This is a genomic window from Pseudomonas sp. PAMC 25886 (assembly GCF_000242655.1).
Classification (GTDB): domain Bacteria; phylum Pseudomonadota; class Gammaproteobacteria; order Pseudomonadales; family Pseudomonadaceae; genus Aquipseudomonas.
Genome location: NZ_AHHC01000083.1, coordinates 323,515 through 343,994, shown reverse-complemented (window position 1 = coordinate 343,994; position 20,480 = coordinate 323,515). Strand labels below are relative to the sequence as shown.

Genomic DNA, 20,480 nt, shown 5'->3' with positions numbered 1-20,480 from the left:
CCCATGATGAAAGGTGGCATGGCCGGCCTGATGAAGCAGGCGCAGCAGATGCAGGAAAAGATGGCCAAGATGCAGGAAGAACTGGCCAACGCCGAAGTCACCGGTAAAGCCGGTGGCGATATGGTCAGCGTCGTGATGACCGGTCGTCACGACATCAAGCGCGTGAGCATCGACCCAAGCGTATTGCCGGGTGTTGGCGAAGATGACCTGGAAATGCTTGAGGCGCTGTTCGCCGCGGCCGTCAACGACGCCGTGCGCAAGATCGAAGCCAACAGCCAGGACAAAATGTCCGGCGTGACCGCTGGCATGCAACTGCCACCGGGGATGAAGCTGCCGTTCTGACCGGCAAGCCCGCGACTGAAAATGCCAGGCCCCGTGCCTGGCATTTTTTTTGGGGGTAAGCTGATCGAACGCGTAACCCTTGAATGCTGTCTGCACCCTATACCGTTGAATTCAATCACCGATAGAAGGAGCCTCGCTGATGACCGAAGCATTGACCCTCAACCAGCGCATCGTGCTGGTCTCACGCCCTCACGGCGCACCGGTGCCGGAAAACTTTCGCCTGGAACGCGTCGCGCTGCCGGAGCTGGCCGAGGGCCAGGTCCTGCTGAAAACCCTTTACCTGTCTCTGGACCCGTACATGCGCGGGCGCATGAGTGATGCACCGTCCTACGCCGCACCCGTAGAAATCGACGAGGTGATGACCGGTGGTGCTGTCAGCCGTATCGAGCAATCCCGCAATCCCAAGTTTGAAGTGGGTGACCTGGTGGTCGGCTCCACCGGCTGGCAGAGCCACAGCATCTCCGATGGCCGCAACCTGATTCCGGTGCCCAAGGGCCTGGCCAGTCCGTCCATGGCCTTGGGTGTGCTGGGGATGCCCGGCATGACCGCCTACATGGGTCTCACGGACATCGGCCAACCCAAGTCCGGGGAAACCCTGGTGGTGGCGGCGGCTTCCGGTGCGGTGGGCTCGGTGGTCGGCCAGGTGGCGAAGATCAAGGGCCTGCGGGTGGTCGGCGTGGCCGGTGGCGCCGACAAGTGCCGTTATGTGGTGGATGAGCTGGGCTTTGATGCGTGCATCGATCACAAGGGCGACAACTTTGCCGAGGAGCTGGCCCAGGCTTGTCCCAAAGGCATCGACATCTACTTTGAAAATGTCGGCGGCAAGGTGTTCGACGCGGTGGTGCCGCTGCTGAATGCCAAGGCGCGCATTCCGTTGTGCGGCCTGATCGCCGGCTACAACGCCCATGAAGCCCCCAGCGGCCCTGACCGGCTGCCTGCGCTGCAGCGCACGTTGCTGACCAAGCGTGTGCGGATCCAGGGCTTTATCGTGTTTGATGACTACGGCGATCGCCAGCCGGAGTTCCTCAGTGCCATGGCGCCGTGGGTGCGGGACGGCAAGATCAAGTTCCGCGAGGACGTGGTGGAAGGTCTGGAGCAGGCGCCTGAAGCCTTTATCGGCTTGCTGGAGGGACGTAACTTCGGCAAGTTGGTGGTGCGCGTCGCACAAGATTGAGCATTTGACGCTAATCCGGGGCGCGGGTATAAACCGCGTCTCGTTGTTTTGTCGGACCTTTCCCCATGAGCTTCAGCCCCCTGATTCGTCAACTGATCGACGCCCTGCGTACTTTGCCGGGCGTGGGCCAGAAAACCGCCCAGCGCATGGCGCTGCAACTGCTGGAGCGTGATCGCAGCGGCGGCTCCCGACTGGCCCAGGCCTTGAGCCAGGCCATGGAAGGTGTAGGCCACTGCCGCCAGTGCCGCACCCTGACCGAGGAAGAACTCTGCCCGCAATGCGCCGACCCGCGCCGCGACGACACGCTGCTGTGCGTGGTCGAAGGGCCGATGGACGTATATGCGGTGGAGCAGACCGGTTACCGCGGGCGTTACTTTGTGCTCAAGGGCCATCTGTCGCCACTGGACGGGCTGGGGCCGGAGGCCATCGGTATTCCGCAACTGGTAACGCGGATCGAGGAGCAGGGCACCTTTGTCGAGGTGATCCTGGCCACCAACCCAACGGTGGAAGGCGAAGCGACAGCCCATTACATCGCGCAGTTGCTGACCAACAAAGGCCTGATCACTTCGCGTATCGCCCACGGCGTACCGCTGGGTGGCGAGTTGGAACTGGTGGATGGCGGGACCTTGGCGCATTCGTTTGCCGGGCGTAAGCCGATCGCCCTCTAACAACCACCGCAGGACAAAAATGTGGGAGCGGGCTTGCTCGCGAAAGCGGTGTATCAGTCAACAGATGTATCGACTGAACTAGCGCATTCGCGAGTAAGCCCGCTCCCACATTTGTTTTGTGGTGTTCAGGAGTCTTTCTTCTTGCTTGATAACCAAGCAAGCGCTTGGTAAGTTCGCTCCACCTTCCCGTGGAGCTTGCCGATGTCTGCCTATCAGGAATACTTCGACCCCAGCCACCAATTGATCCGTGACAGCGTGCGACGTTTCGTCGAGCGCGAGATGTTGCCGGGTATCGAGCAGTGGGAAGAAGCCGAGAGCTTCCCCCGGGAGCTGTACCTCAAGGCTGGCGCGGCGGGGATCCTCGGCATCGGTTACCCCGAAGCCCTGGGCGGCAGCCACGAAGGTGACCTGTTCGCCAAGGTCGCGGCCAGCGAAGAGCTGATGCGCTGTGGCTCCGGCGGCGTGGTAGCGGGGTTGGGCTCGCTGGATATCGGCTTGCCACCCATCGTCAAATGGGCCCGGCCTGAAGTACGTGATCGTGTCGCACCGCAGGTCTTGTGCGGCGAGAAGATCTGCGCCCTGGCCGTCACCGAGCCCGGCGGCGGCTCCGATGTCGCCAACCTGCAAACCCGCGCTGTGCGCGACGGCGACCATTACCGGGTCAGCGGCAGCAAAACCTTTATCACCAGCGGCCAGCGCGCCGACTTCTACACCGTGGCAGTGCGCACCGGTGGGCCGGGGTTTGCCGGTATCAGCCTGTTGTTGATCGAAAAGGACACCCCCGGATTCACCACCGGTACACCGCTGAAGAAAATGGGCTGGTGGGCGTCGGACACTGCCGAATTGTTCTTCGATGATTGCCGCGTACCCGTAGGCAATCTGATCGGCGCCGAAAACATGGGTTTCGCCTGCATCATGGGTAACTTCCAAAGCGAACGGCTGGCCCTGGCCTTGATGGCCAACATGACGGCGCAGATGGCCCTGGAGGAAAGCCTGGAGTGGGCAGCCCAGCGTGAAGCGTTCGGTAAACCCATTGGCAAGTTCCAGGTGCTCAAGCATCGCCTGGCGGAAATGGCCACGGCGGTCGAAGTCTCCCGGGAATTCACCTACCGCCAGGCCGCCAAGATGGCCGCAGGCAAGAGTGTGATCAAGGAGATTTCCATGGCCAAGAACCTCGCCACCGATACCGCCGACCGCGTGACCTTCGACGCGGTGCAGATCCTCGGCGGCCAGGGTTACATGCGCGGCAACCTGGTGGAGCGGCTGTATCGCGACAACCGCATCCTGTCCATCGGTGGCGGGACTCGGGAAGTGATGAACGAAATCATCAGCAAGCAGATGGGCTTGTAACCCGGATCAACGGTCCGTCAGCGCAAACTGCGTCAGGCAGAACGTAGGAATGCCCATGTCTTCCAGACGCTGGGACCCACCGAGCTCCGGCAGGTCAATGATCGCTGCCGCTTCGAAAATCCGTGCGCCCATGCGCCGTGCCAGGTTGGCCGCTGCGATCAGCGTGCCGCCAGTGGCAATCAGGTCATCGAACATCAGCACCGAATCACCTTCGCACAGGCTGTCGGCGTGCACTTCCAGGAAGGCTTCGCCGTACTCGGTCTGATAACCCTCGGCCAGCACGTCAGCCGGCAGTTTGCCTTGCTTGCGGAACAGGATCAGCGGTTTGTTCAACTGGTAGGCAATGATCGAACCGATCAAAAAGCCCCGGGCGTCCATCGCGCCAATGTGCGTGAACTCGGCCTCGACGTAGCGATGAACGAAGGTATCGGCCACCAGGCGCAAGGCCTTGGGCGACTGGAACAGCGGCGTGATGTCGCGAAAGATCACCCCAGGCTTGGGGAAGTCGATGACTGGGCGAATCAGGGATTTGATGTCGAACGAATCGAAGACCATCGTCGAGGAGTCCTGGGGCGGAAAACGGACTCGAAGTATACCTGCGACCCAGCCGATTGGCGCGGCCGCAGGTGTCTGGGTCAACCGTCGAGCGAACCGCCAGCCAAAGCGCAGAGCTGGATCGGGTCAAGGATGTGCACTTCCTTGCCCTCGGCTGCAATCAACTCGTTCTGCTGGAAGCGGGTGAATACGCGGGACACGGTTTCCACCGCGAGGCCCAGGTAATTGCCGATTTCGTTGCGCGACATGCTCAGGCGAAACTGGTTGGCCGAGAAACCCCGGGCACGGAAGCGCGCGGAGAGGTTGACCAGGAACGTGGCGATCCGCTCGTCGGCGGTTTTCTTCGACAACAGCAGCATCATCTGCTGGTCGTCGCGGATTTCCCGGCTCATCACGCGCATCAACTGACGGCGCAGTTGTGGCAACTGCAGGGCCAGTTCATCCAGGCGCTCGAACGGGATTTCACACACCGAGGTGGTTTCCAGGGCCTGGGCCGACACCGGGTGAATCTCGGTGTCCATGCCCGACAGCCCGACCAGCTCGCTGGGCAGGTGGAAACCGGTGATCTGCTCTTCGCCGCCATCGCTCAGGCTGAAGGTTTTCAACGCACCCGAACGTACTGCATAAACGGAATCAAACTTGTCGCCCTGGCGAAACAGGAACTCGCCTTTCTTCAGTGGGCGACCGCGTTTAACGATCTCGTCCAGCGCTTCCATGTCTTCCAAATTCAACGAAAGTGGCAGGCAGAGGGGGGCCAGGCTGCAATCCTTGCAATGAGCCTGGCTATGAGCGCGCAGTTTAACTGGCTCGGACATTTCTTAAATCCTTGTGGGAAAACACACATAAGACGTAAGGGTAACGCACTGGGGGGCGATCAGGCCAGCGTGTACAAAAAAGCAGCAGCGGTATAAAGAAAGTTGTATCGATGTCGATACAAGGGTGTCACTCCAAGAGCCGGAGGCTCAGATCATGCTTTCCATTAGCGCAACCAACCCTGCCATTGTTTCTTCGCTAACCGTGCCTGATGCGAAAAAAGATACCGCTGCAGACGATAAAGACAAATCGTCTTCTACCGATCGAGCCACTGACACCAAGCCCCAAGGTCTAGTCGTGGATATCTCGGGGGCCGGGCTGAAAGCCTCCAAGGCCAGCACTAACTCGAACAAGGACATTGACGACAGCAACCTGAAAGACAACATCAAGCAGCTGTTGAAAATGATTCGCGAGATGAGAAAGCAGCTCGCCGAGAAGATGGCTCAGCTTTCTGCTGCCATGTCCGACGCCTCCAAGACCCCGCAGGCAAGGCAGGCCAGAGTGGCTGCCTTGCAGAGTGATATCGCGTCATTGCAGGCCGGCTTGATGACGGCCCAGTCACAGTTGACGAAGGCCTTGAAAGACGAGTCTCCTGAGTCGCAGCTGGAAGCAATGGCCCTGCTGGCGAAGTAGGACAGGTTCAGATCACCCGCGAAAATCGTTGCCGGTTCTGATGCTCCAGATAGGCATCGAACACCATGCACACCGAGCGCACCAGCAGGCGTCCCGCCGGTAATACGCGGATGCCCTGTGGGTCGACTTCGATCAGCCCGTCCTCGGTCATCGCTTCCAGTTGCGGCCAGAGTTCGTCGAAATAGCCGCGAAAATCGATGTTGAAGGCCTGTTCGATCTTCTCGAAATTCAGGCTGAAATTGCAGATCAACTGCTGAATCACTTCCCGTCGCAACCGGTCATCCGTGGTGCACAACAACCCACGGCTGGTGGCCAGTTGCGCGCCGGCGAGGGCGTTCTGGTAGTGATTCAGGTCGCTGCTGTTCTGGCAGTACAGGTCGCCGATCTGGCTGATCGCCGATACCCCGAGCCCGATCAAGTCGCAATGCCCGTGGGTGGTGTAGCCCTGGAAGTTGCGTTGCAGGGTGCCTTCTTCCTGGGCGATGGCCAGTTCGTCGTCCGGCAGGGCGAAGTGGTCCATGCCGATGTAGCGGTAGCCGGCCTGGGTCAACTGCTCGATGGTGGTTTGCAGCATCAGCAGCTTTTCGGCCGGGGAGGGCAGGTCGTCGGTGTTGATCCGCCGCTGGGGCATGAAACGCTCCGGCAGGTGCGCATAGTTGAACACCGAGAGCCGGTCGGGTTGCAGGCTGATGACTTCCTGCACCGTGCGGGCGAAATTCAACGGTGTCTGCCTGGGCAGGCCGTAGATCAGGTCGATGTTGATCGAACGAAACTGCAGGGTGCGCGCGGCGTCGATCACCGCCCGGGTTTCTTCCAGGCTTTGCAGGCGGTTCACGGCCCGCTGCACTTCGGGGTCCAGGTCCTGCACACCGATGCTGACGCGGTTGAAACCCAGCTCGCGCAGCAGGCCCATGGTTGCCCAGTCGGCTTCCCGCGGGTCGATTTCAATCCCGTAGTCGCCGGAATCATCGTCCAGCAGGTTGAAGTGCTGGCGCAGCCGGCCCATGACCTGGCGCAGTTCGTCGTGGCTGAGAAAGGTCGGGGTGCCGCCGCCAAAATGCAGTTGCTCCACCGGCTGTTTCGGGTCGAGGTGACAGGCCACCAGCTGGATTTCCTGCTCCAGGCGCTGCAGGTAGGCCTGGGCCCGCCCGCGGTCCTTGGTGATGACCTTGTTGCAGGCGCAGTAGTAGCAAATATTCGCGCAGAACGGCACATGCACATACAGCGACAAGGGCCGTGCGGCCTTGCGACTGTCGCGCAGGGCGTGGAGCAGGTCGAAAGTGCCGACCTGGCTGTCGAATTGTACGGCGGTGGGGTACGAGGTGTAGCGCGGCCCCGCCAGGTCGTAGCGGTGAATCAGATCAGTGTCCCAACGAATGGCGTCGAGCATGCGGGCGTTCCCCCGGATAGGCTAGTGGGCCGAGTCTAGGGGCTGGGTGCAGGGGCCATCTTGATTTGCATCAACGGGGAGCGGCGCTATGCCACATGGCCTTTTAATGGCCCATTAGCCAGTGCTGATGGGGGCCTGGCAGTGTCCACAGGCCAAACACAATCACCAGCAGGCCTCCGGTCATGCGCACGCTGCGTTTGCGCAACAGAGCGGTGACACGCTCGGCTGCGAGGCCGGTGGCCAGCAGCACCGGCCAGGTACCAAGGCCAAACGCGAGCATCAGCATTGCACTGTCCAGCGCATTGCCTTGGCTGGCCGCCCACAGCAGGGTGCTGTAGACCAGGCCGCACGGCAACCAGCCCCAGAGCGCGCCCAGCAGCAAGGCCCGGGGCAGGCTGGACACCGGCAACAAACGGTTGGCAACCGGCTGGATATGGCGCCACAGGCCGCGCCCGAGGCTTTCGATGCGGGTCAGGCCGCTCCACCAGCCGGCCAGGTACAAGCCCATGCAGATCAGCAGCAGGCCGGCGAGGATGCGCATGAACATCGCGGCCGGGCTGTTGGCCACCGCCCAGCCGGCCAGGCCGATCAACAGGCCGGCGGTGGCGTAGCTGAGGATGCGTCCCAGGTTGTAGGCCAGCAGCAGGCGAAAGCGCCGACTGCGTTGCTCCTTGGGTATTGCCAGGGTCAGCGCGCCCATCAGGCCGCCGCACATGCCCAGGCAATGGCCGCCGCCCAGCAGGCCGAGGATCACCGCCGAGACCAGCAGGGGCGCCAGTTCAAGCATGGGGAGGGTCTTTGGGCTTGGGCGGTTGCTCGGGGCCGTTGGCTTCATCGACGGCGGCCAGGTGATTCGGGTCCTGGTCGTCGAACAGCACGCTGTGGGCCGGGCCGTCCAAATCGTCGTACTGGCCGCTGTCCACCGCCCAGAAGAAGATGTAAATGGCGATGGCCACGATCAACAGTGCCGCCGGGATCATCACGTAAAGAGCTGGCATCTGCACTCCATGCCCGCGCGGCTCAAGCCGGCAGCGGACGGGTTACGGGGGCGGGGCTCGCGGCTGGCGTGCTCGGCATGCGAGTCAGGCGCAGGGCGTTGAGCACCACGGTCAACGAACTGAGGGACATGCCGATCGCCGCCCAGATCGGGGTGACCCAGCCGAGGGCGGCAAACGGCAACATCAGTCCATTGTACAGCCCGGCCCACAGCAGGTTTTCAATGATTACCCGACGGGTGCGCCGGGCCAGGGTAAAGGCTTGTACCAGGGCGTCGAGGCGGTTCGACAGCAGCACCGCGTCGGCGCTGGTCTTGGCCAGGTCGGTGGCCGAGCCCATGGCCACGCTGATATCGGCAGCGGCCAGCACCGGCACGTCGTTGACGCCATCGCCGAGCATCAGCACCTTGCGACCTTCCTTGTGCAGTTGTTGCAGCATGTGCAGCTTGTCGTCGGGGCGCAGGCCGCCGTGGGCTTCATCGATGCCCAGTTCCGCAGCGACACTGGCGACCATCGGCGAGCTGTCGCCCGACAGCAGCAACGTGCGCCAGCCCCGGGCTTTGCAGGCCGCGAGCAAGGCGGGCGCGTCACTGCGCAGGCGGTCGTCCAGGACAAACCAGGCCAGGGCACCTTGGGTGTCGCCCAGCAGCAGCCATTGGCCGGCGTCCTTTGGCGAGTCGGGGAGGGCACAACCACTCAGTTCACAGACAAAACCCGGCTGGCCAATGCGCAGCTGGCGTTCGCCGACGCGCCCTTCCAGGCCCAGGCCGGGTGTGCTGAGCACTTCATCTGCCGCCAAGGGGGCACGGCCGAATGCGCGGGCGATCGGGTGTTCGGAACGTTGTTCCAGCGCGGCGGCAAGGCTCAGGCATTCGTCGCTGCCCAGCACGCCCAGCGGACGAATCGCGCGCAAAGCCAGGCGGCCTTCAGTGAGGGTGCCGGTCTTGTCGAAGATCACCGTGTCGATCTGGTTCAGGCCTTCCAACACGTGGCCCCGGGTCAGCAGCAAGCCGAGTTTGTGCAGGGTGCCGGTGGCCGCCGTCAGGGCGGTGGGCGTGGCCAGGGACAGGGCGCAAGGGCAGGTTGCAACCAGCATCGCCAGGACAATCCAGAAGGCTCGCGATGAATCCAGCTCCCACCACGCCAGCCCGATGACTGCGGCCGCGATCAACGAGCACAGCAGGAACCATTGAGCGGCGCGGTCGGCGATTTCCGCCAGCCGGGGTTTTTCCACCTGGGCCCGTTCCAGCAGGCGCACGATGGCCGACAGGCGCGTGTCGTGGCCCAACGCGCGGACTTCGACGGTCAGCGCGCCTTCCACATTGAGCGTGCCGGCGGTGACTGCATCGCCGACCTGTCGTGGTTGCGGCAGGTACTCGCCGGTCAGCAGGGATTCGTCGATGCTCGACTGGCCGTCGAGGATGATGCCGTCTGCCGGCAGTACCGCGCCCGGGTGTACCAGAACCCGATCACCCATGGCGAGCTCGCTGAGCAGGATGCGTTCACTCTGGCCATCGGCACTCATGCGCAGGCACGAGGCCGGCAGCAGGTTAACCAACTGTGCGGTGGCCGCCGCCGTGCGTTCCCGGGCGCGGCGCTCCAGGTAACGCCCGGCGAGCAGGAACAGGGCAAACATGCCGACCGCATCGAAATACAGTTCTCCGGTGCCGGTGATGGCGGTCCAGATTCCGGCCAGGTAGGCACCACCAATGGCCAGGGACACCGAAACATCCATGGTCAGGTGGCGGGTACGCAGGTCGCGCATCGCGCCCTTGAAGAACGGCGCGCAGCTGTAGAACACGATCGGTGTGGTGAGAAACATCGCGACCCAGCGCAGGATCACGTGCAGCTCCGGGCTCAGGTCGATATTGAATTCCGGCCACGTGGCCATCGTCGCCATCATCGCCTGGAACCACAGCAGCCCGGCCACGCCCAATTGGCGCAAGGCCAGGCGGTTTTCGCTGGCCAGCTGTTCGGCGGCGCGGTCGGCTTGGTACGGGTGGGCGGCGTAGCCGATGTGGCGCAACTCGCCGAGCAGTTGGCTCAGCGGCAATTGCCCGTCGGCCCAGCGCACGTGCAGGCGATGGTTGGACAGGTTCAGTCGCGCCTCGGCCACGGCGGGCAGGCTGCGCAGGTGTTTTTCGATCAGCCAGCCACAGGCGGCGCAACTGATGCCTTCCATCAACAGGGTGGCTTCCGACAGATCGCCGTCGTGGCGTACGAAGGGTTTTTGCACATCCGCACGGTCATACAGCGCCAGCTCGTCCACCAGTTGCACCGGCAGCGCCTCGGGGTTGGCTGAGGCTTCGCTGCGGTGCTGGTAGTAGCTTTCCAGGCCACCGGCGACAATCGCCTCGGCCACCGCCTGGCAGCCCGGGCAGCACAGTTCGCGGGGCTCGCCGAGGATCACGGCAATGAACCGGCTGCCGAGGGGAACGGGCAGTGCGCAGTGGTAGCAAGGGGTTGGGGTGGTCATGGCTCAGTTCCGATGATCGTTCCCACGCTCTGCGTGGGAACGCCTCGCTGGACGCTCCGCGTCCGCTCTTGTGACGCGGAGCGTCACGGGCTGCATTCCCACGCAGAGCGTGGGAACGATCGAACAGGTACGGTGCTATTTTTTCAGGTCTTCAGCACCCTGCAGCGGCTCGTCGCCCAGCAGCAAGTCCTTGTCATGGCTGACCTGTTCTTCTTCAAACATGCGCCAGGTCCGGTCGCCTTCCACACCGAGCAATTCGACGAAGCGGCGGCCTTCGACCTTGTCGGTCACCTGGCCAATGTAACGGCCGGGTTCGCTGTCGCTGCGGGTCAGGATGATCTTGCGGTCCTTCTCCGGCTGGGTCGGTGAAATCAGGTTGAGTTCCAGGGTGCCGGGCCCGCTGTTACCGGTGAGGTGCAACTCGACTTCGCCGGTCAACTCGTCCAGGTGCACCTTGGCGCGCAGTTGCAGGGTCTGGGCCAGCAACTCGCGGTCCAGGGAGCGATTGATGCCTTTGCCGGCCTCGTAGTAGTTGTCGTTGACCAGGTTGTCGGGGTTGTTCACCGCGATGGTCACCATGGACAAGGTCAACGTTACCGAGCACGCCAGGATCCCAATGATGATCCAGGGCCAGAGGTGCTTGTACCAGGGGCTTGCGGCAGTAGCTGCGGGCATTGTCGTGCTCTCTATTAACGAACTTGTGGGCCGATGAATCGGCTCTTGGCTTCAATGTGAACGCTTTGGTCATCAGCGTCCCTGAGGATGAATTTCACCTCGTTGGTGCTCGACGGCAGTTGCTCGGGTGCGCTCGACAGCTCCACCGGCATGCTGAAGATTTCCCCGGCAGCCACCTTGATCTCGCGCCGGCCTTGCAGCTTGAGGTCTGGCAGGCCAGCGGCGTCGAGCACGTAGGTGTGGTCGCGCTGGTCCTTGTTCATGATCTTCAGGCTGTAGACGTTTTCGATCCGGCCTTCGGCGTTTTCGCGGTACAGCACGCGGTCCTTGCTGACATCGAAACCCACCAGCGAACGCATGAAAAACGCGGCCACCAACAGACTGATCATCGCCAGCAGTACCAGGGCGTAACCGATCAGGCGCGGGCGCAGCTTATGGGTTTTCTGCCCCGAGAGGTTGTGCTCGGTGGTGTAGCTGATCAGGCCGCGAGGATATTCCATCTTGTCCATGATGTTGTCGCAGGCGTCGATGCAGGCGGCGCAGCCGATGCATTCGATTTGCAGGCCGTCACGGATGTCGATACCGGTGGGGCATACCTGCACGCACATCGTGCAATCGATGCAATCCCCCAGGCCTTCGGCCTTGTAGTCGATGCCTTTTTTGCGCGGGCCACGGGTTTCGCCACGGCGCGGATCGTAGGAAACAATCAGGGTGTCCTTGTCGAACATCACGCTTTGGAAGCGCGCATACGGGCACATGTAGATACACACTTGCTCCCGCAGCCAGCCGGCGTTGCCGTAGGTGGCGAGGGTGAAGAAACCGACCCAGAAATACGACCAGCCATCGGCCTGGCCGGTGAAGAAATCGAATACCAGTTCACGGATCGGCGAGAAGTAGCCGACGAAGGTCATGCCGGTGACAAAACCGATGATCAGCCACAGGCTGTGCTTGCTGAACTTGCGCAGGAACTTATTGGCGTTCATCGGCGCCTTGTCCAGCTTGATGCGTTGGTTGCGGTCGCCTTCGGTGACCTTTTCGCACCACATGAAAATCCAGGTCCACACGCTTTGCGGGCAGGTGTAACCGCACCAGACACGGCCGGCGTATACCGTGATGAAGAACAGGCCAAACGCCGCCACGATCAGGATGCCCGACAGCAGGATGAAATCCTGGGGCCAGAAGGTCGCGCCAAAAATGAAGAACTTACGCTCCGGCAGGTTCCACCAGACGGCCTGATGGCCACCCCAATTCAGCCACACGGTACCGAAGTACAGGAGGAACAGACCGGCGCCACCGAGCATCCGCAAATTGCGAAACAAACCGGTGAAGGCGCGGGTGTAGATTTTCTCCCTGGATGCGTAGAGGTCGACGGTGTTGTTCGAATTTTTGGCAGGCGGGGTAACGTTCTGTACCGGTATTTGGTTGCTCATCATTGCATCCCACGGCGGTGGAGATTTGCCTCGGCCAGTACGTGCCAACCGGGGTCAAAATAGGGGTGTTGCAGTGGCGTAATGATACGCCCCTGATCCCCTTCAACGGGTGCGACCTTTGGTCGCGTTGGGGGAAATCATTTGATGGTGTACGTGATCTGGATCAATTGACTTGTGAAGTATGGACGGTTTTTGCAGCCTTACCGGTCATTCGTCCCATGGATTGATCAACGCGACACCGCTGGATTGAAAGTCACTGATGTTGCGGGTAACCACTGTCAGCCCATGAACCAGCGCGGTCGCAGCGATCAGCGAGTCACATTCGTTTGCTTGGTCTGGCACATGCAAGCTGGCACAGCGCAGGGCAACTGCTGCATCAATTGGCAGGATCCGGGCATCAAACGCCGGCATTACCTGGCGCTTGAGCCATGTGCGCAAAACCTTCCCCTGAGCGGGATCACGCCGCTCCATTCGCAGGACCCCTGTTTCCAGTTCCTTCAAGGTAATGGCTGAAATATACATCCGTGGTGCGATGACACTTTTTGCCCAGGCGACCACGTTTGCATCGGCCTGGGGTTTGCGCAGTTCAGAAATGACATTGGTGTCGAGTAGATACATCAAGAGAAGTCCACGGGGCGATGAATGATCACGGCGCGTTCGGTTTCGAACTCGATATCGGCCGCTTCTGGCATCACCAACAGGTCAACGATGTCGGCATTGAGGCCTGTCAGTTTTTGGTAGTCCTCAATGCTTAGCAGTACATGGGCAGGCTTGCCCCGATCAGTGATAAAAACCGGGCCCTGGCGGGCGGCTTTTTTGGCACCGCTTGTGTCTTGATTGAATTCACGGCTGGAGATGGTGGTGATGGTCATGGGGGCTAGCCTCCTCATGGGGTGCGAATGTAGATACATTACTACTGAGGTTTTTCTTGATCAACCTCAAATGTAGATACGTTGCTAGGTAGCGCCGGATTTTTTGGATTGAAATCAAAAACGGCCCCGCCAATCTTCACTGGCGGGGCCGTTTTTTATTGCCTTTCTGCCTTACTCGGCCTCAGCCGCCTTATCCCCATGGGACAGGCTGTAAACATACGCCGCCAGCAAGTGCACCTTGTCATTACCCTGCAACTGCTCCTGCGCAGGCATCTGGCCCTGACGGCCATAACGGATGGTCTGCTGCAGTTGCGCGAAGCTCGAACCGTAGATGAACGCGCCCGGATGCGTCAGGTCAGGTGCGCCCATCGCTGGCGTACCCTTGCCCTGCGGACCGTGGCAGGCCACGCAGTTGGCGGCGAACAGTTTCTCGCCATTGGCCACGTCCGCCTTGGCACCTTCCGGCAGTTTGCGCCCGTCGAGGTTGGTCACCACAAACCCGGCCACGTCGGCCACGCCTTGCTCGCCAATGACTTCGGCCCAGGCCGGCATCACCGCGTGGCGGCCTTTCATGATGGTTTCCTTGATGGTCGCCGGCTCACCGCCCCAGCGCCAGTCGGCGTCGGTCAGGTTGGGGAAACCGTAGGCGCCCTTGGCGTCGGAACCGTGGCACACCGAGCAGTTGGAGGCGAACAAACGGCCGCCCATCTTCAAGGCTTGCGGGTCCTTGGCCACTTCTTCAATCGGCATGGCTGCGAATTTGGCGAAGATCGGCCCGAACCGGGCGTCCGACTTGGCCATTTCCTTTTCCCATTCGTGCACGCCGGTCCAGCCGGTCTGGCCGTTGGCAAACGGGGTTTGCTTGTCGTTGTCGAGGTAGGCGTAGCCCGGCAGCAGGCCTTTCCAGTTGCCCAGGCCGGGGTACAGCGCCAGGTAGCCGAGGGCGAAGATGATGGTGCCGACGAACAGCATGAACCACCATTTGGGCAGCGGGTTGTCGTACTCCTCGATGCCGTCGAACGAGTGGCCAACGGTTTCATCGGTTTGCTCGGCGCGCTGGCCCTTGCGGGTCGACAGCAGCAGCCAGGTCAGGGCGAAAATGGTACCCAGACTGAGGACTGTGACGTACAGACTCCAGAACGTAGTCATTCTTTGTTACTCCTAGACGCTTCTACGACGTGCTTGATGGCTTCGGGATCATCCGCGAAGGGCAGCAACGTCGCGTCTTCAAACTCCGACTTGCGCTTGGGGCTGAACACCCACAAGGCCAGGCCGATAAAGGCCACCATCACGACAACGGTGCCCAGGCCTCGAATCATCCCGATATCCATCCAGATCACCGTTTGCTTTTGATGATGGTGCCAAGGCCTTGCAAGTAGGCCACCAGTGCGTCCATTTCGGTCTTGCCCTTCACGGCCGCGGCCGCGCCGGCGATGTCTTCGTCGGTGTAAGGCACGCCCAGGGTGCGCAAGACTTCCATCTTCTTGGCGGTGTCCTTGCCGTCGAGTTTGTTTTCGACCAGGAACGGGTACGCCGGCATTTTCGACTCGGGCACCACGTTGCGCGGGTTGTACAAGTGCGCACGCTGCCAGTCATCGGAGTAACGACCGCCGACACGGGCCAAGTCCGGGCCGGTACGCTTGGAACCCCACAGGAACGGGTGGTCCCACACGCTTTCACCGGCCACCGAGTAGTGGCCGTAGCGTTCGGTTTCGGCGCGGAACGGACGGATCATCTGCGAGTGGCAGCCGACACAACCGTTGGCGATGTAGACGTCGCGGCCTTCCAGTTCAAGGGCGGTGCGCGGCTTCATGCCTTCCACCGGCTTGTTGGTCACGTCCTGGAAAAACAGCGGAACGATCTGGGTCAGGCCGCCGATACTCACGGCGATGACCATGAAGAAGGCCAGCAGGCCGATATTCTTCTCGACTACTTCATGCTTCATCAGTGAGCTCCCACAACGGCGATCTTGGTAGCGGCTTCGGCTTCTACAGGGTCGGAGGCACGCACGGTGCGCCACACGTTGTAGGCCATGAACAGCATGCCGCTGGCAAAGATCGCACCGCCCAGGGCGCGCACGATGTAACCCGGATGGCTGGCTTGCAGCCCTTCGACGAAGGAGTAGGTGAGGGTGCCGTCATCGTTGATTGCACGCCACATCAGGCCCTGGGTGATGCCGTTGACCCACATCGAGGCGATGTAGAGCACGGTACCGATGGTGGCCAGCCAGAAGTGCGTGTTGATCAGGCTGACGCTGTGCATCTGCGCACGGCCGAACAGTTTCGGGATCATGTGGTACAGCGCGCCGATGGAGATCATCGCTACCCAGCCGAGAGCGCCGGCGTGTACGTGGCCGATGGTCCAGTCGGTGTAGTGGGACAGCGAGTTGACGGTCTTGATGGCCATCATCGGGCCTTCGAAGGTCGACATGCCGTAGAACGCCAGGGAGACCACGAGGAACCGCAGGATCGGGTCGGTGCGCAATTTATGCCAGGCGCCCGACAGGGTCATCATGCCGTTGATCATGCCGCCCCAGCTCGGGGCCAGCAGGATGATCGACATCGCCATGCCCAGGGACTGGGCCCAGTCCGGCAGTGCGGTGTAGTGCAAGTGGTGCGGACCGGCCCAGATGTACAGGGTGATCAGTGCCCAGAAGTGCACGATGGACAGGCGATAGGAGTAGATCGGACGCTCGGCCTGTTTCGGCACGAAGTAGTACATCATCCCCAGGAAGCCGGTGGTGAGGAAGAAGCCTACGGCGTTGTGGCCGTACCACCACTGGATCATCGCGTCGGTCGCCCCGGCGTAGGCCGAGTAGGACTTGAAGAAGCTCACCGGCAAGGACGCGTGGTTGACGATGTGCAGCATCGCCGTCACCAGGATGAACGCCCCGTAGAACCAGTTGCCGACGTAGATATGCTTGGTCTTGCGCTTGACGATGGTGCCGAAGAACACCACTGCGTAGGTCACCCAGACGATGGCCAGCAAAATGGCGATCGGCCATTCCAGCTCGGCGTATTCCTTGGTGGTGGTGTAGCCCAGCGGCAGGGTGACGATCGCGCCAACGATGACCGCTTGCCAGCCCCAGAAGGTAAAGGCAGCCAATGCATCGGAAATCAGTCGCGTTTGGCAGGTTCGCTGCACGACGTAGTAAGAAGTGGCAAACAGTGCACATCCGCCGAAGGCGAAAATCACCAGGTTGGTGTGCAACGGGCGCAGGCGTCCAAACGTCGTCCATGGCAGGCCAAAATTCAACTCTGGCCAAACCAGTTGCGAGGCAATGAAAACGCCGAGCCCCATGCCAAGGATCCCCCAGACCACCGTCATGATGGCGAACTGGCGGACTACCTTATAGTTATAAGCAGTCGGACTGATTGCTGTGCTCATTCTAAGGTTCCACGGTTTAGGTTTTTTTATAGGGTAAAAATCGGTCGCAAGTATGGAGAAAGCAAGATTCCATTGCAACGCAAGGTGACCTGCGTCAATGCGTTCCAAACCAGATTCTGCGCCCTTTCCATGTTTGGCGTAAGGACAAAATTCAGGGTTAAAAGCTGACGACTTGGACAGGATTTTAGAGGGGTCGAAGGTACTTGTAACTAGGTGTGTGTAAACAAGCGGCCCGGGTGACGAATGGTCAGTGGCACGACAGCCGGTAAGTACCAGCCTTTGCGCCTGTCATCGAGCAGAAATGTTTCAACCCATCGAGTGCAAGTCGGCCATCGACCGGCCAATGCCGGTCCACTGTGCAAACAAGCGTAGACCCGAATGGCAGGAGGGGAAAGTCAGCGATCGGAAGGGTGCGACAATGGGTCGCAAAAAAGCCGCACCTGAATCAGGCGCGGCGTTTGGGTAGTGCTGGATTACTCGGGTTGGCTGTCAGGCGTTGCGCCATCGGCATTGTGGGACAGGCTGTAAACGTAGGCAGCCAGCAGGTGCACCTTGTCATTGCCTTGCAGCACTTCCTGCGCAGGCATCTGGCCTTGGCGGCCGTGGCGAATGGTTTGCTGCAACTGTGCCAGGCTGGTGCCGTAGATAAAGCCACTTGGCTGCGTCAGGTTCGGTGCGCCCATGGCTTCCACGCCATGGCCTTGCGGGCCGTGGCACGCCACGCAAGTGGTGCTGAACGCGACCTGGCCTGCGGCGACATCCGCCGTGCTGTCGGCTGGCAACGGCAGGCCCGCCAATTCGTGGCGCACATAGGCGGCGACGTTTTTCACACCGTCTTCACCCAGTACTTCACCCCAGGCCGGCATCGCGGCATGACGGCCATTCATGATGGTCATCTTGATTGCCTCCGCCGAACCGCCCCAGCGCCAGATGTTGTCTGCCAGGTTCGGGAAGCCGTAGGCTCCCTTGGCGTCCGAGCCGTGGCACACCGCGCAGTTGGAGGCAAACAGGCGGCCGCCCATTTTCAGCGCTTGCGGGTCCTTGGCGACTTCCTCCACGGGCATGGCTGCAAATTTGGCGAAGATCGGCCCGAATTTGGCGTCGGCCTTGGCCATTTCCTTGTCCCATTCCTTGGTCTGGGTCCAGCCGTCTTCATAGCCCGGCAACACGCCTTTCCAGTTGCCCAGGCCCGGGTAGAGGATCAGGTAGCCGACGGCAAACACCAGGGTGCCGGCGAACAGCATGAACCACCATTGCGGCAGCGGGTTGTCGTATTCCTCGATCCCGTCGAAGGCGTGGCCCATGGTCTGGTCCACGCTGCCCTTGGTCTCGCCCTTGCGGGTGCCGATCAACAGCCAGGTCAGGCCGATCAGGCTGCCGAGGGTCAGTACACAGATCCATGTACTCCAGAAGGTAGTCATGGCCGGTTGCTCCTTGTTGCAGGCTCTTCTTGAGCGTCGGGGGTTGGCGGTAGCGGTTCATCGGCAAACGGCAGCAGGCACGCCTCGGCGAACTCCGAATTGCGCCGGGCATTGAATACCCACAGCGACAGGCCGATGAAGGCGATGGCCACGACCAGCGTGCCGAGGCCGCGGATGGTTCCAGCATCGAATTCAAATCCCATGGCTCACCTCTTGCTCTTGATGGCAGTGCCGAGCACTTGCAGGTAGGAAACCAGCGCGTCCATCTCGGTCTTGCCCTTGAGGGTGGCCACGGCGCCGGCGATGTCGTCGTCGGTGTACGGCACGCCCAGGGTGCGCATCACTTTGAGCTTGGTCTCGGTGTGGCTGCTGTCGACCGGGGCGGTGACCAGCCATGGATACGCCGGCATCTTCGATTCCGGCACCACGTTGCGCGGGTTGTACAAGTGCGCGCGGTGCCAGTCGTCCGAGTAGCGCGCGCCGACGCGGGCCAGGTCTGGCCCGGTGCGCTTGGAGCCCCACAGGAACGGGTGATCCCACACGCTTTCACCGGCGACCGAGTAGTGGCCGTAGCGCTCGGTCTCGGCGCGGAACGGGCGGATCATCTGCGAGTGGCACTGCACGCAGCCTTCGCGGATGTAGATGTCACGGCCTTCCAGCTGCAGCGCGGTGTAAGGCTTCATGCCTTCCACCGGCTTGTTGGTCACGTCCTGGAAGAACAGCGGCACGATCTGGGTCAGGCCGCCGATGCTCACGGCGAGCACCATCAGCAGCATCAGCAGGCCGACGTTCTTTTCAATGGTTTCGTGTTTCATCATCGACTCCTCAGGCCATCTGCGCGGCGTTGGCGACTTCGGCAGGCTGTGCCGAACGCACGGTGCGCCAAGTGTTGTAAGCCATCAGGAACATGCCGCTGAGGAAGATCGCCCCGCCCACCAGCCGCACGATGAAGCCCGGGTGGCTGGCCACCAGGGTTTCGACGAAGGAGTAGGTCAAGGTGCCGTCTTCGTTGACCGCACGCCACATCAGGCCCTGGGCGATGCCGTTGACCCACATCGAGGCGATGTAGAGCACGGTGCCGATGGTGGCCAGCCAGAAGTGCGCGTTGATCAGGCCGAGGCTGTACATCTGCTCGCGACCGAAGATTTTCGGGATCATGTGATACAGCGCACCGATGGAAATCATCGCCACCCAGCCGAGGGCGCCGGCGTGTACGTGGCCGATGGTCCAGTCGGTGTAGTGGGAGAGGGCGTTGACCGTCTTGATGGCCATCATCGGCCCTTCAAACGTCGACATGCCGTAGAACGCCAGGGACACCACTAGGAAGCGCAGGATCGGGTCGCTGCGCAACTTATGCCAGGCGCCCGAGAGCGTCATCATGCCGTTGATCATCCCGCCCCAGCTCGGTGCCAGCAGCACCAGGGACATCACCATGCCCAGGGACTGTGCCCAGTCCGGCAGCGCGGTGTAGTGCAAGTGGTGCGGGCCTGCCCAGATGTACAGGGTGATCAGTGCCCAGAAGTGAACGATGGACAGGCGATAGGAATACACCGGACGCTCGGCCTGTTTTGGCACGAAGTAGTACATCATCCCCAGGAAGCCCGCAGTGAGGAAAAAGCCTACCGCGTTATGCCCGTACCACCACTGCACCATGGCATCCGTCGCACCGCCGTACAGCGAGTAGGACTTGGTCAGGCTGACTGGGATTTCCAGGTTGTTGACGATATGCAGGATGGCCACAGTGATGATGAACGCACCGAAGAACCAGTTACCGACGTAGATGTGCTTGGTGTTGCGCTTCATCACCGTGCCGAAGAACACGATGGCGTAGGCCACCCAGACGATGGTGATCAGGATGTCGATCGGCCATTCCAGCTCGGCGTATTCCTTGGAGCTGGTGTAGCCCAGCGGCAAAGTGATCGCGGCCAGCACAATGACCAACTGCCAGCCCCAGAAGCAGAACTGGGCGATCTTTGGCGCAAACAGTTGCGTTTGGCAGGTGCGTTGCACCGAGTAGAAGGAACTGGCAAACAGCGCGCAACCGCCGAAGGCGAAGATCACCGCGTTGGTGTGCAGCGGGCGCAAGCGGCCGAAACTGGTCCAGGGCAAATTGAAGTTGAGTTCGGGCCATACCAACTGGGCGGCGAGAAAAACCCCGAGCCCCATGCCGACGATGCCCCACACCACCGTCATAATGGCGAATTGGCGGACCACCTTGTAGTTATAGGCGGTACTTAAAGTAGTGTTCATGGTTCCCCATCCACGGTTCAACCCAAGCAAATGCGGCACTTGGGCTGGA

23 protein-coding genes are annotated in these 20,480 nt (G+C 61.3%); 5 read left to right on the top strand and 18 right to left on the bottom strand.

Features of this window, described 5'->3' with window-relative positions; translation table 11 throughout:
- The first annotated feature begins 3 nt into the window (after window positions 1-3).
- From MUM_RS0128220 to MUM_RS0128205, 4 genes are all read left to right on the top strand, one after another.
- Window positions 4-342, top strand: a complete 339-nt coding sequence (locus tag MUM_RS0128220) for a YbaB/EbfC family nucleoid-associated protein (RefSeq protein WP_003193199.1) — start codon at window positions 4-6, stop codon at window positions 340-342.
- Window positions 343-481: 139 nt separating this feature from the next.
- Window positions 482-1,516, top strand: a complete 1,035-nt coding sequence (locus MUM_RS0128215) for an NADP-dependent oxidoreductase (protein WP_010176389.1) — start codon at window positions 482-484, stop codon at window positions 1,514-1,516.
- A gap of 65 nt (window positions 1,517-1,581) precedes the next feature.
- Window positions 1,582-2,184, top strand: coding sequence for a recombination mediator RecR (gene recR / locus MUM_RS0128210; protein ID WP_003219049.1), 603 nt, complete (start codon window positions 1,582-1,584; stop codon window positions 2,182-2,184).
- Window positions 2,185-2,385: 201 nt separating this feature from the next.
- Complete coding sequence (locus tag MUM_RS0128205) at window positions 2,386-3,534, top strand: acyl-CoA dehydrogenase family protein (RefSeq protein ID WP_010176388.1); 1,149 nt, start codon at window positions 2,386-2,388, stop codon at window positions 3,532-3,534.
- 6 nt (window positions 3,535-3,540) lie between these two features.
- Here the strand turns inward: MUM_RS0128205 and MUM_RS0128200 are convergent, their stop codons facing one another.
- Both MUM_RS0128200 and fnr read right to left on the bottom strand, forming a co-directional pair.
- Window positions 3,541-4,089 (bottom strand): adenine phosphoribosyltransferase, encoded by a 549-nt coding sequence (locus tag MUM_RS0128200; protein WP_010176387.1) that lies wholly within the window; start codon window positions 4,087-4,089, stop codon window positions 3,541-3,543.
- An 80-nt stretch (window positions 4,090-4,169) separates the two neighbouring features.
- Window positions 4,170-4,904, bottom strand: a complete 735-nt coding sequence (fnr, locus tag MUM_RS0128195; protein ID WP_003219044.1) for a fumarate/nitrate reduction transcriptional regulator Fnr — start codon at window positions 4,902-4,904, stop codon at window positions 4,170-4,172.
- Window positions 4,905-5,058: 154 nt separating this feature from the next.
- Here fnr and MUM_RS0128190 point away from each other — a divergent pair, with 154 nt between their 5' ends.
- The gene (locus MUM_RS0128190) at window positions 5,059-5,535 is read left to right on the top strand and encodes a hypothetical protein (protein WP_010176386.1); all 477 of its coding nucleotides are present in this window, start codon (window positions 5,059-5,061) and stop codon (window positions 5,533-5,535) included.
- A gap of 7 nt (window positions 5,536-5,542) precedes the next feature.
- On the opposite strand, the gene hemN is transcribed toward MUM_RS0128190, so the two are convergent.
- The 16 genes from hemN to ccoN (MUM_RS0128110) form a co-directional block, all read right to left on the bottom strand.
- A complete protein-coding gene (gene hemN, locus MUM_RS0128185) occupies window positions 5,543-6,925 on the bottom strand; it encodes an oxygen-independent coproporphyrinogen III oxidase (protein ID WP_010176385.1) in 1,383 nt (460 codons plus the stop codon).
- A gap of 103 nt (window positions 6,926-7,028) precedes the next feature.
- Window positions 7,029-7,712, bottom strand: coding sequence for a sulfite exporter TauE/SafE family protein (locus MUM_RS0128180; RefSeq protein ID WP_010176384.1), 684 nt, complete (start codon window positions 7,710-7,712; stop codon window positions 7,029-7,031).
- Window positions 7,705-7,923: a cbb3-type cytochrome oxidase assembly protein CcoS gene (gene ccoS, locus MUM_RS0128175; protein ID WP_003219033.1), complete on the bottom strand. Its 219-nt coding sequence runs from the start codon at window positions 7,921-7,923 to the stop codon at window positions 7,705-7,707. The genes MUM_RS0128180 and ccoS overlap by 8 nt, the downstream gene beginning before the upstream one ends.
- 22 nt (window positions 7,924-7,945) lie before the next feature.
- Window positions 7,946-10,396, bottom strand: a complete 2,451-nt coding sequence (locus MUM_RS0128170; RefSeq protein ID WP_010176383.1) for a heavy metal translocating P-type ATPase — start codon at window positions 10,394-10,396, stop codon at window positions 7,946-7,948.
- 135 nt (window positions 10,397-10,531) lie between these two features.
- Entirely contained in the window at window positions 10,532-11,071 is a 540-nt protein-coding gene (locus MUM_RS0128165) for a FixH family protein (protein WP_010176382.1), read from the bottom strand.
- A 14-nt stretch (window positions 11,072-11,085) separates the two neighbouring features.
- Complete coding sequence (gene ccoG / locus MUM_RS0128160) at window positions 11,086-12,501, bottom strand: cytochrome c oxidase accessory protein CcoG (RefSeq protein ID WP_010176381.1); 1,416 nt, start codon at window positions 12,499-12,501, stop codon at window positions 11,086-11,088.
- Window positions 12,502-12,708: 207 nt separating this feature from the next.
- On the bottom strand, window positions 12,709-13,119 hold the full coding sequence (locus tag MUM_RS0128155; RefSeq protein ID WP_029616137.1) for a type II toxin-antitoxin system VapC family toxin: 411 nt from the start codon (window positions 13,117-13,119) through the stop codon (window positions 12,709-12,711).
- Complete coding sequence (locus MUM_RS0128150) at window positions 13,119-13,373, bottom strand: type II toxin-antitoxin system Phd/YefM family antitoxin (protein ID WP_010176379.1); 255 nt, start codon at window positions 13,371-13,373, stop codon at window positions 13,119-13,121. Before MUM_RS0128150 ends, MUM_RS0128155 begins: the two co-directional genes overlap by 1 nt.
- A gap of 171 nt (window positions 13,374-13,544) precedes the next feature.
- Window positions 13,545-14,522, bottom strand: a complete 978-nt coding sequence (gene ccoP / locus MUM_RS0128145) for a cytochrome-c oxidase, cbb3-type subunit III (protein ID WP_010176378.1) — start codon at window positions 14,520-14,522, stop codon at window positions 13,545-13,547.
- A complete protein-coding gene (locus MUM_RS0128140; RefSeq protein WP_008437575.1) occupies window positions 14,519-14,704 on the bottom strand; it encodes a CcoQ/FixQ family Cbb3-type cytochrome c oxidase assembly chaperone in 186 nt (61 codons plus the stop codon). The genes ccoP (MUM_RS0128145) and MUM_RS0128140 overlap by 4 nt, the downstream gene beginning before the upstream one ends.
- 5 nt (window positions 14,705-14,709) lie before the next feature.
- Window positions 14,710-15,318, bottom strand: coding sequence for a cytochrome-c oxidase, cbb3-type subunit II (gene ccoO, locus MUM_RS0128135; RefSeq protein WP_003193167.1), 609 nt, complete (start codon window positions 15,316-15,318; stop codon window positions 14,710-14,712).
- The gene (gene ccoN, locus MUM_RS0128130; RefSeq protein ID WP_003219015.1) at window positions 15,318-16,760 is read right to left on the bottom strand and encodes a cytochrome-c oxidase, cbb3-type subunit I; all 1,443 of its coding nucleotides are present in this window, start codon (window positions 16,758-16,760) and stop codon (window positions 15,318-15,320) included. Before ccoN (MUM_RS0128130) ends, ccoO (MUM_RS0128135) begins: the two co-directional genes overlap by 1 nt.
- Window positions 16,761-17,233: 473 nt before the next feature.
- On the bottom strand, window positions 17,234-18,181 hold the full coding sequence (gene ccoP / locus MUM_RS0128125; protein ID WP_010176377.1) for a cytochrome-c oxidase, cbb3-type subunit III: 948 nt from the start codon (window positions 18,179-18,181) through the stop codon (window positions 17,234-17,236).
- The gene (locus tag MUM_RS0128120; RefSeq protein WP_010176376.1) at window positions 18,178-18,384 is read right to left on the bottom strand and encodes a cbb3-type cytochrome oxidase subunit 3; all 207 of its coding nucleotides are present in this window, start codon (window positions 18,382-18,384) and stop codon (window positions 18,178-18,180) included. The genes ccoP (MUM_RS0128125) and MUM_RS0128120 overlap by 4 nt, the downstream gene beginning before the upstream one ends.
- Before the next feature lie 3 nt (window positions 18,385-18,387).
- Window positions 18,388-18,996, bottom strand: a complete 609-nt coding sequence (ccoO, locus tag MUM_RS0128115; RefSeq protein ID WP_010176375.1) for a cytochrome-c oxidase, cbb3-type subunit II — start codon at window positions 18,994-18,996, stop codon at window positions 18,388-18,390.
- A gap of 10 nt (window positions 18,997-19,006) precedes the next feature.
- Complete coding sequence (gene ccoN / locus MUM_RS0128110; protein ID WP_010176374.1) at window positions 19,007-20,431, bottom strand: cytochrome-c oxidase, cbb3-type subunit I; 1,425 nt, start codon at window positions 20,429-20,431, stop codon at window positions 19,007-19,009.
- Between the last annotated feature and the right edge of the window lie 49 nt (window positions 20,432-20,480).

What these genes read in the sequence shown, in the direction of transcription:
- MUM_RS0128165 (WP_010176382.1), bottom strand. Translation starts at nt 11,071, where the DNA reads ATGCCCGCAGCTACTGCCGCAAGCCCCTGGTACAAGCACCTCTGGCCC.
- MUM_RS0128180 (WP_010176384.1), bottom strand. Translation starts at nt 7,712, where the DNA reads ATGCTTGAACTGGCGCCCCTGCTGGTCTCGGCGGTGATCCTCGGCCTG.
- MUM_RS0128215 (WP_010176389.1), top strand. Translation starts at nt 482, where the DNA reads ATGACCGAAGCATTGACCCTCAACCAGCGCATCGTGCTGGTCTCACGC.
- recR (WP_003219049.1), top strand. Translation starts at nt 1,582, where the DNA reads ATGAGCTTCAGCCCCCTGATTCGTCAACTGATCGACGCCCTGCGTACT.
- ccoN (WP_003219015.1), bottom strand. Translation starts at nt 16,760, where the DNA reads ATGAGCACAGCAATCAGTCCGACTGCTTATAACTATAAGGTAGTCCGC.
- fnr (WP_003219044.1), bottom strand. Translation starts at nt 4,904, where the DNA reads ATGTCCGAGCCAGTTAAACTGCGCGCTCATAGCCAGGCTCATTGCAAG.
- MUM_RS0128140 (WP_008437575.1), bottom strand. Translation starts at nt 14,704, where the DNA reads ATGGATATCGGGATGATTCGAGGCCTGGGCACCGTTGTCGTGATGGTG.
- ccoP (WP_010176377.1), bottom strand. Translation starts at nt 18,181, where the DNA reads ATGACTACCTTCTGGAGTACATGGATCTGTGTACTGACCCTCGGCAGC.
- ccoO (WP_003193167.1), bottom strand. Translation starts at nt 15,318, where the DNA reads ATGAAGCATGAAGTAGTCGAGAAGAATATCGGCCTGCTGGCCTTCTTC.
- ccoS (WP_003219033.1), bottom strand. Translation starts at nt 7,923, where the DNA reads ATGCCAGCTCTTTACGTGATGATCCCGGCGGCACTGTTGATCGTGGCC.
- hemN (WP_010176385.1), bottom strand. Translation starts at nt 6,925, where the DNA reads ATGCTCGACGCCATTCGTTGGGACACTGATCTGATTCACCGCTACGAC.
- MUM_RS0128150 (WP_010176379.1), bottom strand. Translation starts at nt 13,373, where the DNA reads ATGACCATCACCACCATCTCCAGCCGTGAATTCAATCAAGACACAAGC.
- ccoN (WP_010176374.1), bottom strand. Translation starts at nt 20,431, where the DNA reads ATGAACACTACTTTAAGTACCGCCTATAACTACAAGGTGGTCCGCCAA.
- MUM_RS0128120 (WP_010176376.1), bottom strand. Translation starts at nt 18,384, where the DNA reads ATGGGATTTGAATTCGATGCTGGAACCATCCGCGGCCTCGGCACGCTG.
- MUM_RS0128155 (WP_029616137.1), bottom strand. Translation starts at nt 13,119, where the DNA reads ATGTATCTACTCGACACCAATGTCATTTCTGAACTGCGCAAACCCCAG.
- MUM_RS0128220 (WP_003193199.1), top strand. Translation starts at nt 4, where the DNA reads ATGATGAAAGGTGGCATGGCCGGCCTGATGAAGCAGGCGCAGCAGATG.
- MUM_RS0128205 (WP_010176388.1), top strand. Translation starts at nt 2,386, where the DNA reads ATGTCTGCCTATCAGGAATACTTCGACCCCAGCCACCAATTGATCCGT.
- ccoG (WP_010176381.1), bottom strand. Translation starts at nt 12,501, where the DNA reads ATGAGCAACCAAATACCGGTACAGAACGTTACCCCGCCTGCCAAAAAT.
- ccoO (WP_010176375.1), bottom strand. Translation starts at nt 18,996, where the DNA reads ATGAAACACGAAACCATTGAAAAGAACGTCGGCCTGCTGATGCTGCTG.
- MUM_RS0128200 (WP_010176387.1), bottom strand. Translation starts at nt 4,089, where the DNA reads ATGGTCTTCGATTCGTTCGACATCAAATCCCTGATTCGCCCAGTCATC.
- ccoP (WP_010176378.1), bottom strand. Translation starts at nt 14,522, where the DNA reads ATGACTACGTTCTGGAGTCTGTACGTCACAGTCCTCAGTCTGGGTACC.
- MUM_RS0128190 (WP_010176386.1), top strand. Translation starts at nt 5,059, where the DNA reads ATGCTTTCCATTAGCGCAACCAACCCTGCCATTGTTTCTTCGCTAACC.
- MUM_RS0128170 (WP_010176383.1), bottom strand. Translation starts at nt 10,396, where the DNA reads ATGACCACCCCAACCCCTTGCTACCACTGCGCACTGCCCGTTCCCCTC.